Below are 16,053 nucleotides of genomic sequence, written 5' to 3'. Positions count from 1 at the left end.
CTGTCGGTGATGACAGCATTGTCCCCCAGCCTCGGAAGAACCTCGGCAGAAGCCGGGACGCTCAGTGCCAAAGCCCACAGAATGATTGCCGCGAAAGAAAAACCCTTACTCATCGAACCAACTCCCTGTAGGCGTTCCGATAATTGCGGAAGGCATCGCCATAGGCACCCGCGTTGAGGAATTCATCACCAGCTCGCAAGAAGGGCAGCGCGGCGTCCACATCGATACCCGCATTGCTGCTGTTGACGATGGCATCGGCGACGATCTCGCGTACCACTTCCAATCGCCCGCCCACCGAGGCAGGGAGCTGAAGGTCGATCGGCGCCGTTGTCGAGGCTCCGGACAAGGCCGCTTCGATGGCCAGCGCGCGTAGATCGGCCTGGAAATCGCCGCGGCGGGCCGTGTCGGCATCGATCGCCGAACTCAGGCCATCCAGTTGCTCCCGCGTTCGCTGCACTCGATCTTCCAGCAGTGCCTGCGTGTCATCGAGGGTCTCCTGCTTGACGCCGCGCTCATCGATCGTGGAAACGGCGGTCAACAAGTCACCGCCAACGAGACTCTCGATCTCGACCAGCGAATCGCCCGTCCCTCTCCCGCTGTCGCAGACACCCGGGCCAAGCACCGGGCATAGCGACTCCATGTCATTGATGTGCTGCGTATCGCAGTAAAGGCCATCAACCGCCAGACCGGTCTCGATGGGCGGGATGAGCACAGCTGCGATGATGGCGACGACATTGCAGACTCGACAGGCAATGGGGTAGCAGGACAGACCATCGCAGACGCTCTGCAGGGTGACATCGGTGATGGTCAGAATCGAGAGCGTGGCGCGAATGCCTTCGTAGGAGCGATCATCGAGACAATTCAGATCTCGAAGCCCTTCCGCACCTCCACGCGATACGGTATTCAACCAGCCTTGAATGGCCGACTCCTGCAGAAAAAGTCGACTTTCCTGCAGGCCCGTTTCGATGGAAGGATACTGCTGCATGACGCGGCAGGCCGCATCCAGCGCGGCCGGATCACTATCGGAGAGCATCCGGCGCAGGGTGGACACCTGCTGCGCCAAGCCACTGATTCGGCGATGCGTGGCGGCATCGACCTGTTCGGCGATGCCCGCAACGCCATCGAGCAATGAAATCAGGCGCTCATCGGCGAAACCCGGACAACGCTCGGCATGGGCCAGAGAACTGATGCACAGCCCACCCAGGGCCAGCAGAGAGAGGAATCGGCTCATGATGCTTCACCTCGAACACGGTAGGGCCCCGGGATCAGGGCGATGTAGGCGCTTCGGTAATGGCGCAGCGCCAACCGGTAGTCGGATTCGTTGAAGGCGTCATCCCCGGCTCGGAATTCAACCAGAGCATCATCGACGTCACCGCCGCTGGCCTGCACTGCCTGAATGCGCCGCGCGACCAGTTCGCGAACGTCTTCGAGCACGCCGTCGAAGGCGCGGGGTCTGAGCATGCGGCTGAGGGTCACGCCGGTTCCCAGTGCTGTCTCCAGACGCGACTGCAAGGCTTCCCGCTCGAACTGCTGTTGCGTCGCCTGCCCCGACGCCACCGCCTCCTGCAGCTGGCGAAGTGACGGCCCGATCGCGTCGGAGCTTCGAGCCTCCAGGTTGCCGAAGGCATCCTCGATCTGATTGGCGGTCTGCCTGGCCGCTTCATCGTCACCACCGTTGTCCGCCGCCGATCGCGCTCGTTCCAGCGCATTGAGAACGAACCGGCCCAGGCCACTGACCGAAGCACGCGTATTGCGTCTCAAATTGGCCATCACCTCCTCGTGCTCCAGGTCCGTGCACTTGTCGGCAATGTCCATGCGCGTGGAGATGACCTCCGCGCTGATGTTGAATGGAATGACCAGCGGACAGGCGATACCGCACTGGGGCGTAACCGTCTCGAAGGGGGATGGGCAGGACGTGCCGTCGCAGTAAGCCTGAATGGCCACGCCAATGACCAGCAGGATGCTGCGTACGCCGGAAATCGCCAGGTAGGTTTCGTTCTCGATGCAGCCTCTCGCGCGGCCGTTGGCCGCGAAGGACTGGGCAAGCTGCGTGAAATTCGTTCGCAGAGCCTCCGGATCGTCCAGGCCCTGGCACAGCAGCGCGGCCTGCTCCCTCGCGGTACTCTGCATGCGCTGGCTGGCTTCCCAGCCGATCTCGACGAGGGAATCGGGCAGCTTGTCCATGGCCAGCATCAGATCACCGACACCGCGCGCGAACTGCTCCATCAACAGCTCGCAGGCGTCCTGCTCGCTGCCGGCATACGGAAAGAGTGCTGCGCCGCTGGATCCGGTCTGCGACGCCGACGGGTCGAGCCAGTCCGCGCCCGTCAGAGCAGGCGTTGCAGCCCCTGCAGACATCGACAACAGGATCAGCACCAACAGGCTGCCGAAGCGTTTCGGCAAGCCGGTACTGAAGTCGCTCTTGATCGTCATTCCCTTGTCTCCTCGTATGGAATATCGCCCGCTGGTCAGCAACGCCTGGGGCATTCCTGATCGCCGATCTACGGGCGCAGTGACAGCTTCAGATCCCGAAATCACCCGCTATGGTTTTCAAGCGTTTTCTGCGGCAGAACCTCACCACTTTTTTCAACGCGCAGATCCCGAAGCTCGCCAGCAAGCGACATCGAACTGCTGGGATACCAGGCAGTCCCACTGTCGCCGATGCATGGACTCGGGAGGAAAGCGTTGGTGAATCGCGCTTTCCTGTGCACCCAATCGCTCACGTGCCAGGCCGGCCTGTCCCGTCAATCCTTCGATTCGAGCCAGATCCAGCTCGAGGACCAATGCCATGGCGTGTTCGGGATTCAGGGTTTCGACCAGGCGTCGCTGCGCGTCTTCGATTTCGTTCCTGGCCGCACCGAGGTCGCCGGCCTGGATCAAGGCCCGTCCCAGCTCGGCGCGGGCCAGCAGAACGCCGAAGTTGTCGTCGCTGAGGGCGTCGGCGAGTGCGCCGATGAGCCCGCGCAGGCTCTCCATGCCCTCGGCGCTGCTGGCCTCGGCCAGCTCGATCAGCTGCGCCAGGATCTCGCTGCGCAGGAGGTCCGGGTGGCTGGCGTCGAGGGCGGCCCGGCGGGCCGTCCAGGCTTCCTCCATGAGCGGGCGTGCTTCATCGAGGCGACCCTGCAGGTAGAGCACCTGGGCGAGGTTGTGGCGCGCTCGATGGGGGGTCAGATCGTCGGCACCGAAGCGCTCGATGCGAAGCGCCAGCGATTCCCGGTAGAGGGCTTCGGCGCGCTCGTACATTCCGAGGTCACGGTAGGCGGCGGCCATGTTGTTGGTAAACAGCCAGTCCCGCGCAGCTCCACCGGGGCTGCGCGCATCGTGCTCGCGAGCACGCTGGTACAGGTCGATGGCCTCCTGCAGGTAGCCCAGGTCGTGCTGCTGCCAGGCCAGTTCGTTGTAGTCACGCCAGAGGCTGTGATGGTCCTCGCCGAGCAGGGTCTGGCGAATCTCCAGGTGCTCCTGCATGGCGCGCTGCGCGGTCTCGAGATCTCCCAGCTGACCGGCCGTCATGCTCAGGCCGTTCAGGCTCCGAGCGTAGCTCAGGTGCAGGCGGCCGATGCTTTGTTCCTTCATTTCCAGGGCCTGTTCGAACAAGGCCCGGGCCTCGCTCGGCCGACCGGCGATGTCTTCGGTTTCTGCGAGGTTGTGCAGGGAGGTAGCGATCGTTCGGGCGGGCGCCCCGTTCGAGCGGCGAATCTCGAGCGCCCGTTCGAGCGCCTCGCGGGCTTCGTCCAGACGCCCGGCCTCGTTCAGGAAGACGCCATAGTTGTTCAAGGCGGTGGCCTGCAGCAGGGGAGCGAGCTGCGGGTTCGAACGAGCGAGCTCGACGGCCCGGAGCAGGGCGGCCTCCGCACGACCGAGCTCGTCATCCAGGGTCGCGCTGACGCCCAGCATCGACAGGGCCTCGACTTCGGTCGCGAGGTCGCCGGTTTCCCGGGCCAGGCGCGCAGACTCGGCCAGTAGCTCCATGGCCGGAACCTGGGCCTCCATGGTCCGGTACAGGCGCCCCAGGGCAAAGAGCAGGCGGGCGCGAAGCGCCGGGTCGTCCACCGATTGCGGGCTGGCCCGCTCGCTGGCCAGATCGATCACGTCCAGCACGCGCACCTCTTCGCCTCGCGCACGGGCCGGGCCGGCCGCATCGATCATGTCGACCAGGAAATCCAGCACCTGGTTGGCATTCGCCGCTTCGAGCCGGGCCTCCGCTTCGGCCCGATGCGCCCGTTCGCTTTCGACCAGGATCCGAGACACCAGACCGACCGCCACGATCAGGGCCAGCGCCACCGCCGCAGTCGCCCAGGCATGGCGCTTGATGAATTTCCCGAGACGGTAGCCCCAGCGCGGTGCGGCCGCCTCGACGGGCCGGCCCTCGAGGTAGCGCTCGATGTCCTGGCGCAGGGTCGCGACGCTGGGATAGCGCTCCCGAAGCTCGTTCGCCGTTGCCCGGGCAATGATCGCCATCAGCTCGCGCGGGCAGTCGCCTTCGCCGGGGGCCAGATCGCGCGTCATCAGCCATTCGAGCAGTTTGCCCAGGCCGTAGACGTCGGCCAGAGTCGAGACCGATTCCCCTCGAAGCTGCTCGGGCGGGGAAAAGCCGGGCGTAAAGTAGCGGCCGGATCGAGTCATGGCACCGGCCTCGCCCGTCTGCGCTTCGTCGGAAGCCAGCTTGGCAATGCCGAAATCCAGCAGCATCGGCTCGCCGGCCGGCGTCACCATCACATTGCCGGGCTTGAGATCGCGGTGGATGATGAGTTTCTGGTGCGCGTACTCCACCGCCGAACAGATGCGTTGCATCAGGGCCAGGCGCTGCCGACGGGGCAGCCGCTCGCTGGCGCACCAGCGATCCAGCGGCTGACCGTCGACGAACTGCATCACCAGATAGGGCTGGCCGCCCTCGGTCGTGCCGCCATCGAGCATCGCGGCGATGTTGGGATGCTCCAGGTCGGCCAGGATCTGGCGTTCCTGACGCAGTCGCTCCAGGCTCTGCGCGTCGGGAAAGCCCCGAATCAGCTTGACCGCGACCTGGCGCTGGTACTCGGCGTCGCCGCGTTCGGCCAGGTAGACGCTGCCCATGCCACCACTGCCGAGCTCTCGCAGGATCCGCCAGGGGCCGATCGCCTGACCGCTAGCGCGCTGCGAGGTCTCATCGAGTTCGCGCACCGTGCGGTCCACGGCCTGGCGCAGCGGGTCGTCTTCGCTGGCATCGGCCTCGAGCAGCCCCCGCAGTTCGTCGCGCAGCGCCCCATCGTCGCCACAGGCCGCATCCAGCCAGGCGTTGCGTTCGGACTCCGGGCGTTCCAGTGCGCCTTCGAACAGGGCCTGCAGCTGCGCCCAGCGTTCCTCGCTCACTTCAACCTCTGCTTGAGCCAGGCGCGGCCCATGCGCAGATCTCGATCGATGGTGGTCGGCGAGATGTCCAGATGCTCGGCCACTTGGTTGCGGGTCAGACCGCCGAAATACATCAGCTCCATCGCCTGGGCGACGCGCGGGTTGAGGGCTTCCAGACCGTCGAGTGCTTCGACGAGATCGAGCATGTCCGCGCTGGGTGCATCCCCGGTGAGGTCGGCCTCGGACAGGGTCACACGGACCCGGTCACCACCGCGCTTGTCGCGCCGGCGGGCGCGGGCATGGTCGACGAGAAGATGGCGCATGGTGCGCGCAGCCAGGGCAAAGAAATGGCGGCGATCGTTGAAATCGCCCGAACCGGTGTCGATCTGCAGGAAGGCTTCGTTCACCAGCGCGGTGGGCTGGAGCGTATGGTCGCCGCGCTCATTGGCGAACTGGCGGGCGGCAATCGAGCGAAGGCGCTCGTAGACGAGCGGCAGCAGCGCCTCGCGGGCCGCGTCCTCCCCATCCTTCCAGCGCGCCAGCAGGCGCGTGATCTCTCCGGCGTTGTCCGCCACCGTTCCCCTCTTCTGGCGACCCGTAGGATGCGAGTCGCCGATTCGCTACGGTCCCGAGTATAGCAACAGGCACCGGGCCCGCCATTCATGTGGATTCGGGGCGATTGTCGGCTTTTTTGAGCAGGGTCAAGAAGCCCGAGGCGTCGCCTTTCTAGACTGGAATCCGATTCGATCCTGCGGAGCCGCCCCATGCCTTCAACCATCAGCCAGGCTGCCACCCCTCGGGGCACCTCGTCCGACTTCCCCACCGTGACCGCCGACCAGGTGCGCGAGGCCTTCGAGACGGGGCGCTACCCCTATTCCCGCAAGATCGCACGCCGAGTCTACGAGCAGGAGAAGGCTCGCCTGCAGGCGGAGCTGCTGAAGGTGCAGATCTGGGCCCAGGAGACCGGCCAGAAGTTCATCCTGCTGTTCGAGGGCCGGGACGCGGCCGGCAAGGGCGGCACGATCAAGCGCTTCACCGAGCATCTCAACCCGCGCTTCGCCCGCGTGATCGCGCTGAACAAGCCCACCGACATCGAGCGCAGTCAGTGGTATTTCCAGCGCTACGTCGAGCACCTGCCCAGCGGTGGCGAACTCGTCTTCTACGATCGCAGCTGGTACAACCGCGCCGGCGTCGAGCGGGTGATGGGCTTCTGCACGCCGAATGAATACCTGGAGTTCATGCGCCAGACGCCGGAGTTCGAACGCATGCTGGTCCGGTCCGGCATCCGCCTGTTCAAATACTGGTTTTCCGTCACCCAGGACGAGCAGCGGCGACGCTTCGAGTCCCGCGCAGACGATCCGCTGAAGCGCTGGAAGCTCTCGCCCATCGACCGGGCCAGCCTGGACAAATGGGATGACTACACCGAGGCCAAGGAGGCGATGTTCTTCTACACCGACACCGCCGATGCGCCCTGGACCATCGTCAAGTCCAACGACAAGAAGCGCGCCCGCCTGAACAGCATGCGCCACTTCCTGTCCTCGCTGGACTATCCGGACAAGAATCCGGAAGTCGTCCAGGCGCCCGATCCGCTGATCGTCGGCCACGCCAACCACGTGATCCACCGCTCGGAGCACATTCTGGGCACCTCGCTGCACCCGGATCAACGCCGAACGAAGTAGCGATGCTCCCGGCGAGCAGGCCTGGTCCGGGCCTACCAGCCCTCGCCGGTCCAGCGCCGCGGCGGGCGCTGCTCGACGACTTCGAAAACCAGTCGATCACGGTGGCGTCGCCCGTGGCGATCGGTGCTGGTGACTTCGGCCACGTGGATGCCCAGGGGCAGGTCATCGGGGAGGCGCAGACGCCATAGGTGCTGGTTGCTATCCGGGGCGGTGCGACCCTGCGGTCCCGGCACCGGATGGATGGCGGCGCCCTGGAAGGCTTCGTAAGCCTGCGCCCGCTCATCGCCCGAGCGGCTCACCAGTGCCTGACGTGACATGCTCAGGAGTCGCCGGGTGGCGAAGGGGTCGGCGAATTCGGCACCCAGCTTCGGCGCTTCGCCCTGCCCTGACTGGGTGCGCAACAAGGGCAGGTCCGGGCCGTCGTTGATGCGCGCCACGACACGAGTTTCCGCCGAGCCCAGCCAGACGTTGGCGGTCAGGTAGACGCCCTCGCCGAGATCCTCGACCGTGAACATGTTGAGATCGTTCAAGTCGTTGATCGAACGCGGTGGCACGGGATCGCGCTGGCCGGCCGGTGTGTTCATCCAGGCTGAGATCTCCGCGTGCCAGGCGCGGAAATCAGGCGTATTGAAGGCCACCCACTGGGCTCGATCGGCGCCATGACTGGTCGAGTGATAGGTCTCGACGAAGTCGATGCCGTCGAACTCCAGGCTCAGCAGGCCGCGCGGCGAGCCCATGTGCTGGATCGCCATCGGCACGCCGTCGAGCTCAAGATCGCCCATCCACCAGCTGCCGGCGGCCGCGCCGGCGATCAGGTGCCGGAAGGGCAGCGGACCCACGCCCGTGTGCTGCGGCCAGCCCTCGAACCACTCGCCCGGCGCCAGATTCTCGACCGTGTGCGTGTGGCCGGCGACGGACAGTGCCGGACGCCCCTCGAGCAAGGCATGAATGGCGGGCGTATTGTCGGTTTGATGCACCGGGCTGTCGGCATCGCTGAAACTGACCAGAGGGATGTGGTGCAGCAGCACGACCCGGCGGTCTTTCGGAACGGTCTCGAGCAGATTGGCCAACCAGGTCAGCTGCGTGTCGGGCAGGCGACCGTTGTAGCGCGGCCGCTGGTCGTCGACGCAGAAGCGCCGCCCGTCCATCGCCGCGTCCGCCTCGCCGCAGGGGAAGACCACGTTGTTCAGGGCCACGAACAGCACCTGGCCCATCTCGAAGGCGTAGTAGTCGGGCATGGCCCGCGCCCGCCAGCTATCGGCCGAGTGCTCAGGGTGCCAGGCGTCCAGATCCATATCGTGATTGCCGTGCACCAGCCACTGGGGCGCACCGGCCGTCGAGCCCAGGGCGAGCAGTCGATCGAGCAGGTCCAGATCGTCGCCGACGACATCGCCGACGTAGATCACACAGTCGTCCTCGTCGAGCTCGTAATCGAGCAGGCGCCGCACGGCACTGTCGCGGAAGTAAGCGATCTCGTCATTGGAATAGGTCTGGGAGTCACCGACGATCACGCAGCGAAAGCGCTCCGCCGCGCCTTCGCTGCGAGGAAGCAGCGCGAAGTCGACGCGCTCCGGCGCCGATCGATCGGGCAGCCCACCGTAGCGAAGGGGTGGCGAGCCACCGGCGCGGTAGTTCAGGAAGAACTGCGGCACGCCGCGAGCATCCAGGGGAACGCGCCAGGCGGCGGGCTGGACGATGCCCAGGTTCATGTCGTCGCGTAGCGGCAGACGGTAGCGACCCTGGCGGTCGGTGAGCACCACGTCGAGGCCATTGGACACGCGGACGCCCGCCACCCCAGGCTCGTCGGGATCACGAGCGCCATCACCATCGAGGTCATGGTAGACGCAACCATGCACGGTGCCGTCCTGCGCGAGTTCCGGCTTCGAATCCGGGCCCTGCGCGCAGGCGGTCAGCAGGTAAAGAGCCAACAAAGAACCGATCAGCGCATCTCGCCTCATCTACCGACGTTCCGGTTTCCAGGGCGTTCATGATGCCACGGCCGGATAGCGAAACCGGGGCAGGACGCCGCCGGGATTTGACCGACCGGAAAAACAGAGGTTAGTGTGTAGCTCCGGGGGTGGGCCAATCGAGCTGTCGTGTTTCGCTTGTCGAAGCGGCACGGGAGCCTGGAGGGAGTGGTGTCGGCAAAGGAACTGATCACATCCTGGCTGGAGGAGGCGGGCATCGAGGTCGGGGGCGACCGCCCCTGGGACCTGCAGGTGCACGACGATCGCCTGTTCCAGCGCATCCTGAGCGAAGGCAACCTTGGCGCCGGCGAGGCCTACATGGACGGCTGGTGGGACGTGGAGCAACTCGATGCGTTCTTCCATCGCCTGCTCCGGGCGAAGTCCGATCGCCGGCTCGTCAAGGCCTCGACGATCGCGCAGGCGCTGTGGAGCCGCCTGATCAATCGGCAGAATCGGCGCCGCTCCCGACAGGTCGCCGAACAGCACTACGATCTGTCGACGGCGCTCTACCAGGCCATGCTCGGCCCGACCATGCAGTACACCTGTGCCTACTACGGCCCCGACGGCGAGGATCGCTCCCTGGACGAGGCGCAGCGGGCGAAGCTGGAGCTGATCGCACGCAAGCTGCACCTCGAGCCGGGCATGCGGGTACTGGAGCTCGGTGGCGGCTTCGGCGAACTGGCGCGCTACCTGGCGGCCGAGCACGGCTGCGAGCTGGTCAGTTACAACATCAGCCGGCGCCAGGTCGAATTCGGTCGACGACTCTGCGACGGCCTGCCGGTCGAGATTCGCCAGCTCGACTACCGCGAGGCGGCCAGCATCGATGAGGACTTCGATCGCGTGGTCAGCATCGGCCTGCTCGAACACGTCGGCCCGAAGAACTACCAGGGCTTCTTCCGGCTGGTCCGGGACCGGCTCCGCCCCGGGGGTCTGGCGCTGATCCACAGCATCGGCGGCAATCGAAGTCGCCGCACGGCGGACCGCTGGATCACGAAATACATCTTTCCGGGCGGCGTGATCCCGTCCGAAGCCCAGCTGACGAGCGCGAAGGAGGGCCTGCTCACGCTCGAGGACTGGCACAACTTCGGACCCGACTACGACCGCACCCTGATGGCCTGGGACGCGAACTTCCTCGCCGCCTGGCCGGAGCTTCGCTCTTCGGAGGGCTTGAACGAGCGCTTCTATCGGATGTGGCGCTACTACCTCAACAGCTGCGCGGGCGCCTTTCGCGCGCGCGGCCTGCAGCTCTGGCAGCTGGTCCTGAGTCGGGGCGACCTGCCTCGCTACTCACCGCAGCGATGAGCGATTCGGGCCGGCAGAAACATCGTGATCGTGTCGCCGAGCTGAGCCGGGCGCTGGCCGCCTCGAATGGCCCGGTCCGCTTGCAGAAGTCCACCAGCAATCTGTTCCGACCGCGCCGGAGCGACACGCGCTGCGCCCTCGATGTGCGAGGCCTGAATCGCGTGATCGAGATCGACAGCGCCGCGCAAACGGCCGAGGTCGAAGGCATGACCAGCTACGCCGAGCTAGTCGATGCCACCCTGCCCCACGGCCTGGCGCCGGCCGTGGTCCCGGAGCTGAAGAGCATCACCGTGGGCGGCGCGCTCAGCGGGGTCGGGATCGAATCCAGCAGCTTCCGTTACGGTCTGGTGCACCACACGGTGCGGGATTTCGACGTGCTGGTGGCCGATGGCCGGGTGCTGCACTGCTCGCGCGAAGACAACGCCGATCTCTTCTACGGCTTCCCGAACTCCTACGGCAGCCTGGGCTATGCCACGCGGGTTCGCCTCGATCTGATTCCAGTCCGCCCCTTCGTGCGTCTGGAACACCGTTGCTTCGATGACCCCCAAAAACTGCTGGCCGAGATCGCCGAGGACTGCACCCGGCCAGCCTGCGACTACCTGGAGGGCGTCTACTTCGCCCCCGGCGAGCTGGTGCTGAGCCGGGCGCAGCTGGTCGATGCCCTGCCATCCGGCGAATCCGCCAGCGATTACACCTACCTGCGCCAGTACTGGAAAAGCCTGCGCCAGCGAGAGAGCGACGCGCTCAGCATCCATGACTATCTCTGGCGCTGGGACACGGACTGGTTCTGGTGCAGCCGCAACGTCGGGGCCCATTGGGCGCCGCTGCGCGTCTTGCTCGGGCGCAAGCGCCTGTCGAGCCTGACCTACCAGAAGATCATGCGCGCCAGCCATCGCTGGCCGCTGAAGATGCTGCAGTGGCTTCGCCCCCGCAGCGAATCCGTGATCCAGGACGTCGACATCCCCCTCGAGCATGCCGCGGCCTTTCTCGCCGACTTCGAGCGCGAGATCGGGATCCGGCCGGTCTGGATCTGTCCCTTCGTGGTGCCCGACCCGGGCTTTACCCTGTTCAAGCTGGACAGCAGCCGGACCTACATCAACTTCGGCTTCTGGGATCAGGTTCGATCGAGCCGGCCCGACGGCTATTACAACTCTCGGGTCGAAGACCTGGTCGCGCGCCACCAGGGCCGGAAGAGCCTGTACTCACGCAGCACCTATGACGAAGCGACCTTCTGGTCGATCCATGATCGAGCGACCTATCAGGCCCTCAAGCAGCGATGCGATCCCGAGGGCCGCTTTCCGGGTCTGTACGAAAAGACCGTCGGCCGGGCCTGAGGCTCAGCTCATCCCGATCCAGAGTTCGAGCAGTTCCGGCTGCTGCGCCTGCAGCCACTCGCGGGCGGCCAGATCGTCGGGCTTGCGGCGCAGCGCGCGGACGAAGTCCATCGCCTCGGCGGCCCCGATTTCGGGCGGGTTCTGGACGACGGGCATGGGGTAGCCTCGGGTCAGCAGCCAGGCCGGAAACAGCTCGATGTCGAGCGCCGGCTCCAGGTCCCAGAACTGCTCCACGCGGCGGGCCAGTTCATCGTCGTCGCAGACGTCCAGCCAGGCTTCGGCGGCCTGGCCATGGCGCCAGCACAGCTGGCAAAGGGCGGTCAGGCCGCGTTCCCGTTCACCCGTCTGCAGCGCGGCACGGAGTTCGGCCACCAGCAGCGGCGGGTGCTCGACGCGCGTCGGCTCCTGATCGAGGGCGGCCAGGGCACCGGCCCAATCCTCGCATCGGATGAGCAGCAGTGCCGGGCTCAGCGCCGGATGCGCCGGGTCGAAATCCAGCCCACGTCTCGTCTCAGCCAGGGCGCGCCAGAAGCGAGCCAGAAAGCGCCTGGCCTGGCCAGGCCCGAGGACACGCCGGGCTCTGGCGCCCAGGTCCTCGTCGATGGCCGTAAGCAGGGCCGCGTGGTCTTCGGGCAGCTCGTCCAGCCAGGCCATGGCGCCGACCAGATGCTCGCCATCGACCTGCAGTTCGCTCGCCGGATCTGCCCGGGACAGGTCGGCCAGCGCGGCCTCGGCCCCGGCTCGATCGCCGGCTTCAAGCTGGCGCACCAACTGCGCGCGCGCCACGGACAGGCGGTTGTCCATGAACAGATCACCCTGGGACTCACCCTCGCGACGTCGCCAGGCCGTGCGGGCCTGGCGATCGGCTCGGGCATCACGGAAGCAGGCGCCCTGCCCTGACTCCCGGTCCCGGATCTGCGGCTCCAGGCCCAGCTCACGGGCCCATCGGGCCGCATGATCGAGAAGTTCGATCGAACGCGTCGGGTCGCCGTAGAGCAGGTCTTCGAGCTGCCGCAGTCGGCCCTGCTCGAAGCGGTCCAGATCGGCGCGCTCGAGCCGTCTTGCCGCCACCAGCAGCTCCAGCGGTCGGTACTCGCGGTCGCGGGCGATCAGGCCATCGACGAGACTGTGGAGGGTATCGGGGTTCATCGATCTCGACTCAGGCCAGCGGTTCGAACAGGGCATCGAGGTCTTCGGCCTCGAGCTTGAGGGCGCCACCGCCGCCGAGCAGGCCCTCGATCAGGCCGCGCTTGGACTGCTGCAGCTCGAAGACCTTCTCTTCCACGGTCTGTTCCGTGAGCAGTCGATAGACGAAGACCTTCTGGTCCTGGCCGATGCGGTGGGCGCGATCGGTGGCCTGATCCTCGACCGCCGGGTTCCACCAGGGGTCGTAGTGGATCACCGTGTCGGCGGCGGTCAGATTCAGACCGACCCCGCCGGCCTTCAGGCTGATCAGGAAGACGGGCACCTGACCGGACTGGAAACGCTCGACGACGGCCCGCCGATCGCGCGTCTGACCGGTCAGCTTGACGTGCTCGATGCCCAGCGCGGCCAGGTCCTGCTCGATCAGCTCGAGCATCGTCACGAACTGCGAGAAGATCAGCACGCGCCGGCCTTCGGCCACCAGCTCGGGCAGCAATTCGCGCAGCAGCTCACGCTTCGCCGAACCTGCCCGTGCGGCCGCACCCTCCTTGAGCAGGGCAGGATCGCAGCAGATCTGGCGCAGGCGCAGCAGGGCGTCCAGCACCACGATCCGGCTCTTGTCCAGGCCGGGCCCGGCCAGGGCGCGACGGACCTTGTCGTGCAGGGCGACGCGATAGCGCTCGTAGAGGCGGCGCTGAGCGCCCTCCAGGGCCACGGCCCGCACCATTTCCGTCTTCGGCGGCAGCTCGGGCGCGACCTCGGACTTGGTCCGGCGCAGGAAGAAGGGTCGAATGCGCCGCGCCAGGGTCTCACGTCGCTCATCGTCGGTCTGACGCTCGATCGGCTTCTGGAAGACCTTGCGGAAACGGCTGTAGGACCCGAGCATGCCCGGCATCAGGAAATCGAACAGGGCCCAGAGCTCACCGAGGTGATTCTCCAGCGGCGTGCCGCTCAGACACAGGCGGTGCCGGGCGCGCAAACGGCGCACCTCGCGCGCGGCACGGGTGCGCGGGTTCTTGATCGACTGGGCCTCGTCGAGGATCAGCAGATGGAATTCGTGCGCGATCAGTTCGGCGGCATCGCGCGACAGCAGCGGATAGGTGGTGAGCACCAGATCGGACTCGTCGATCCACTGGAACTGGCCCTTTCGCTCCGGCCCGTGCAGGGTCAGGACCTTGAGATCGGGCGCGAAACGCCGCGCCTCCGCGCGCCAGTTGAACAGCAGGCTGGTCGGCGCGATGACCAGGGCCGGTCGGTTCAGCCGGCCGGCCTCCTTCTCGGTCTGGATGTGCGCCAGGGTCTGGATAGTCTTGCCCAGACCCATGTCGTCGGCCAGGATGCCGCCGAAACCGAACTCGCGCAGGAACTGCATCCAGCCCAGGCCATAGCTCTGGTAGGGGCGCAGCTCGGCGTTCAGGCCTTGCGGGGCCGGCAGGGACGGTACGCCCTCGAAGTCGGACAGGCGCTGGCTGAGTTCGGTAAGCGCATTGTCGCCACCCAGCTGCCAGCGCCGACCGGCCGGCGCCAGTTCGGCCAGCCGGGCACGCGGCAGGCGCAGGCGACCACGCTTGAGGCTGGGTGACTGGTCGAAGGCATCGACAAGGGCGCGCAGGGTGTCGGCCAGGCGATCGGCACCCAGGCGAACCACGCGCTGATCATCCAGGGACAGGATGACCGGGCGGCTGGAACGCTGGGAGCCTTCGAGGATGGCCTGCATCAGGCCCGGCGGCGTGCGCTCGATCCAGGCCAGCAGGGCCGGCAGCAGGGAATGCCGCTCGCCATCGGCGACGATGCCCAGATCCAGATCGAAGAGATCCCCCTGCTCGTCGGCCGCCAGCAGATCGCCATACCAGGCTTCGGGCTCGACCAGGCGCGGCGAAAACTCCGCCCGCCCGGAGATCTGCCAGCCGTCGGCTTCGAGCGCCTCCTGCTGCGCCTGCAGGTCCACCCAGGTCTGCACGGCCTGGGCGGCCTTGCGGGCCACGAAGAATCCCCCTTCACCCGGGCGGTAGTCCCGGCCCGGCACGCTGTCCAGGGGCACCAGGCCGGCCTCGTCGAGGCGGGCCAGGGCGAGTTCTTCGGCGGCTCGGTCACGCTCGACACTGACCACCCGGTTCGCGTCGACCAGCGCGCTGGCCGTCTCCTCGTCCCAGTCCAGGGTCACGGGGCCGTAGATGAAGCGCAGGCAGGCCGCCGGTTCCTGAGAGAAACGCTGACCGGTGCCCAGCTCGACCATGCGCAGCGCCAGCCAGGGGATCGGCTCGCGGGACGGCAGTTGTTCGAGTTCGAGCGCCTGCGGACGCGGAAAGCCGGGGGCCTCGTCGGCCAGGCGCTGGCGAAGGTCTTCCACCTCGGCCGGCGCGACAGGGCCGGCTTCCAGCAATTCGGCGACGCGCTCGTCTTCGTGACCGGTGACCAGGGGCCGACACTGACCCGAATCCGGGTTGACCCGCCAGGGCGGCAGCAGCGGCAGCTGGCGGGTGCCGTCTTCGGCCTCGTCCTCGAGCATGAGCACCTGATAGCCGCTGGGCAGCACCTGCCAGTGCAGATGCGCCGACACCGGCTCGCCCTCGCTCAATACCGGGCCACCGACCTCGTTCCAGTGGCAGCGTCCCGTGGCCAGCATGGCGCGTAGCAGGCCCTGGCTGCGCGGGCCCAGCGGCGACCAGACCAGATCGAGGGCGCCCGCCATCCGGTCGGCCAGCTCGTGCAGGATGCGCAGATCGTCCTCGCCGATGTAATCGGGCTGACGAGCGTCTTCCAGCCGCGACAGGGCATAGGGCGTGGCCACCGGCTCTCCGCTGTCGTCCAGGGAGCGTCGCGACGGGCAAACGCTCAACTCGCGCCCGTCCTCGGACAGGCGCAGCAGGTAGACCATACGCTGCTGGCTCGACCGCGCCACGGGCGACCTCGCCTCCACCGCCGCCGGCCGCTCGGGCCGGGCCAGTCCGGCCCGCGCCGTCAGCACCAGGGCCGCGACATGCTCGCACTGGCGCCGCCGCGCACAGCTGCAGTCCCCCTCGACGCCGGCATCGGAGACGTCCACGTAGACGCGATAGACGGCCTCCTCGGCATCGCTGACCACGCCGGTGAGCACGACCGAGTCGCCCACGCGTCCCTGGCGCAGGCGGCTGACCGCGCCCGCGTCGCAGAGCGCCTGCCCACGGCCGACGTAGCCGGGGCCCAGGGCGTCCAGGCGAGCTTTCTTGAGGATCGGATCCGACATTCTTCAGCGGTCGAAAGGCAGTGGCCAAACCGACCATGATAGCGAATCGCAACCCATTCAGGGCCAGGAATGCG

General features: G+C 66.9%; 10 protein-coding genes. 3 read left to right on the top strand and 7 right to left on the bottom strand.

Going from position 1 to position 16,053, the window contains the following annotated elements; translation table 11 throughout:
* Positions 1–109: 109 nt before the first annotated feature.
* From WM2015_RS03685 to WM2015_RS03670, 4 genes are all read right to left on the bottom strand, one after another.
* On the bottom strand, positions 110–1,231 hold the full coding sequence (locus WM2015_RS03685) for a hypothetical protein (protein ID WP_049724777.1): 1,122 nt from the start codon (positions 1,229–1,231) through the stop codon (positions 110–112).
* A complete protein-coding gene (locus WM2015_RS03680; RefSeq protein ID WP_049724776.1) occupies positions 1,228–2,433 on the bottom strand; it encodes a hypothetical protein in 1,206 nt (401 codons plus the stop codon). Before WM2015_RS03680 ends, WM2015_RS03685 begins: the two co-directional genes overlap by 4 nt.
* 153 nt (positions 2,434–2,586) lie before the next feature.
* Positions 2,587–5,349: a serine/threonine-protein kinase gene (locus WM2015_RS03675; protein ID WP_049724775.1), complete on the bottom strand. Its 2,763-nt coding sequence runs from the start codon at positions 5,347–5,349 to the stop codon at positions 2,587–2,589.
* Complete coding sequence (locus WM2015_RS03670; protein WP_169751088.1) at positions 5,346–5,903, bottom strand: ECF-type sigma factor; 558 nt, start codon at positions 5,901–5,903, stop codon at positions 5,346–5,348. The genes WM2015_RS03675 and WM2015_RS03670 overlap by 4 nt, the downstream gene beginning before the upstream one ends.
* Positions 5,904–6,092: 189 nt before the next feature.
* Here WM2015_RS03670 and ppk2 point away from each other — a divergent pair, with 189 nt between their 5' ends.
* On the top strand, positions 6,093–7,007 hold the full coding sequence (gene ppk2, locus WM2015_RS03665) for a polyphosphate kinase 2 (RefSeq protein WP_049724773.1): 915 nt from the start codon (positions 6,093–6,095) through the stop codon (positions 7,005–7,007).
* Positions 7,008–7,039: 32 nt separating this feature from the next.
* On the opposite strand, the gene WM2015_RS03660 is transcribed toward ppk2, so the two are convergent.
* A complete protein-coding gene (locus tag WM2015_RS03660; RefSeq protein ID WP_049724772.1) occupies positions 7,040–8,965 on the bottom strand; it encodes a calcineurin-like phosphoesterase C-terminal domain-containing protein in 1,926 nt (641 codons plus the stop codon).
* A 180-nt stretch (positions 8,966–9,145) separates the two neighbouring features.
* On the opposite strand from WM2015_RS03660, the gene cfa reads away from it, so the two are divergent.
* Positions 9,146–10,276, top strand: a complete 1,131-nt coding sequence (gene cfa, locus WM2015_RS03655) for a cyclopropane fatty acyl phospholipid synthase (RefSeq protein ID WP_049726962.1) — start codon at positions 9,146–9,148, stop codon at positions 10,274–10,276.
* Positions 10,273–11,610 carry an FAD-binding oxidoreductase gene (locus WM2015_RS03650; RefSeq protein WP_049724771.1) on the top strand — a complete coding sequence of 446 codons (1,338 nt, stop codon included), beginning with the start codon at positions 10,273–10,275 and terminating at the stop codon, positions 11,608–11,610. The genes cfa and WM2015_RS03650 overlap by 4 nt, the downstream gene beginning before the upstream one ends.
* Before the next feature lie 3 nt (positions 11,611–11,613).
* Here WM2015_RS03650 and WM2015_RS03645 read toward each other — a convergent pair whose 3' ends face one another.
* Both WM2015_RS03645 and WM2015_RS03640 read right to left on the bottom strand, forming a co-directional pair.
* Positions 11,614–12,759: a hypothetical protein gene (locus WM2015_RS03645; protein ID WP_049724770.1), complete on the bottom strand. Its 1,146-nt coding sequence runs from the start codon at positions 12,757–12,759 to the stop codon at positions 11,614–11,616.
* Between the two features lie 10 nt (positions 12,760–12,769).
* A complete protein-coding gene (locus WM2015_RS03640) occupies positions 12,770–15,979 on the bottom strand; it encodes a DEAD/DEAH box helicase (protein ID WP_049724769.1) in 3,210 nt (1,069 codons plus the stop codon).
* Between the last annotated feature and the right edge of the window lie 74 nt (positions 15,980–16,053).

It is taken from the genome of Wenzhouxiangella marina (assembly GCF_001187785.1).
GTDB lineage: Bacteria > Pseudomonadota > Gammaproteobacteria > Xanthomonadales > Wenzhouxiangellaceae > Wenzhouxiangella > Wenzhouxiangella marina.
This window is presented reverse-complemented; position numbering and strand designations above follow the sequence as displayed.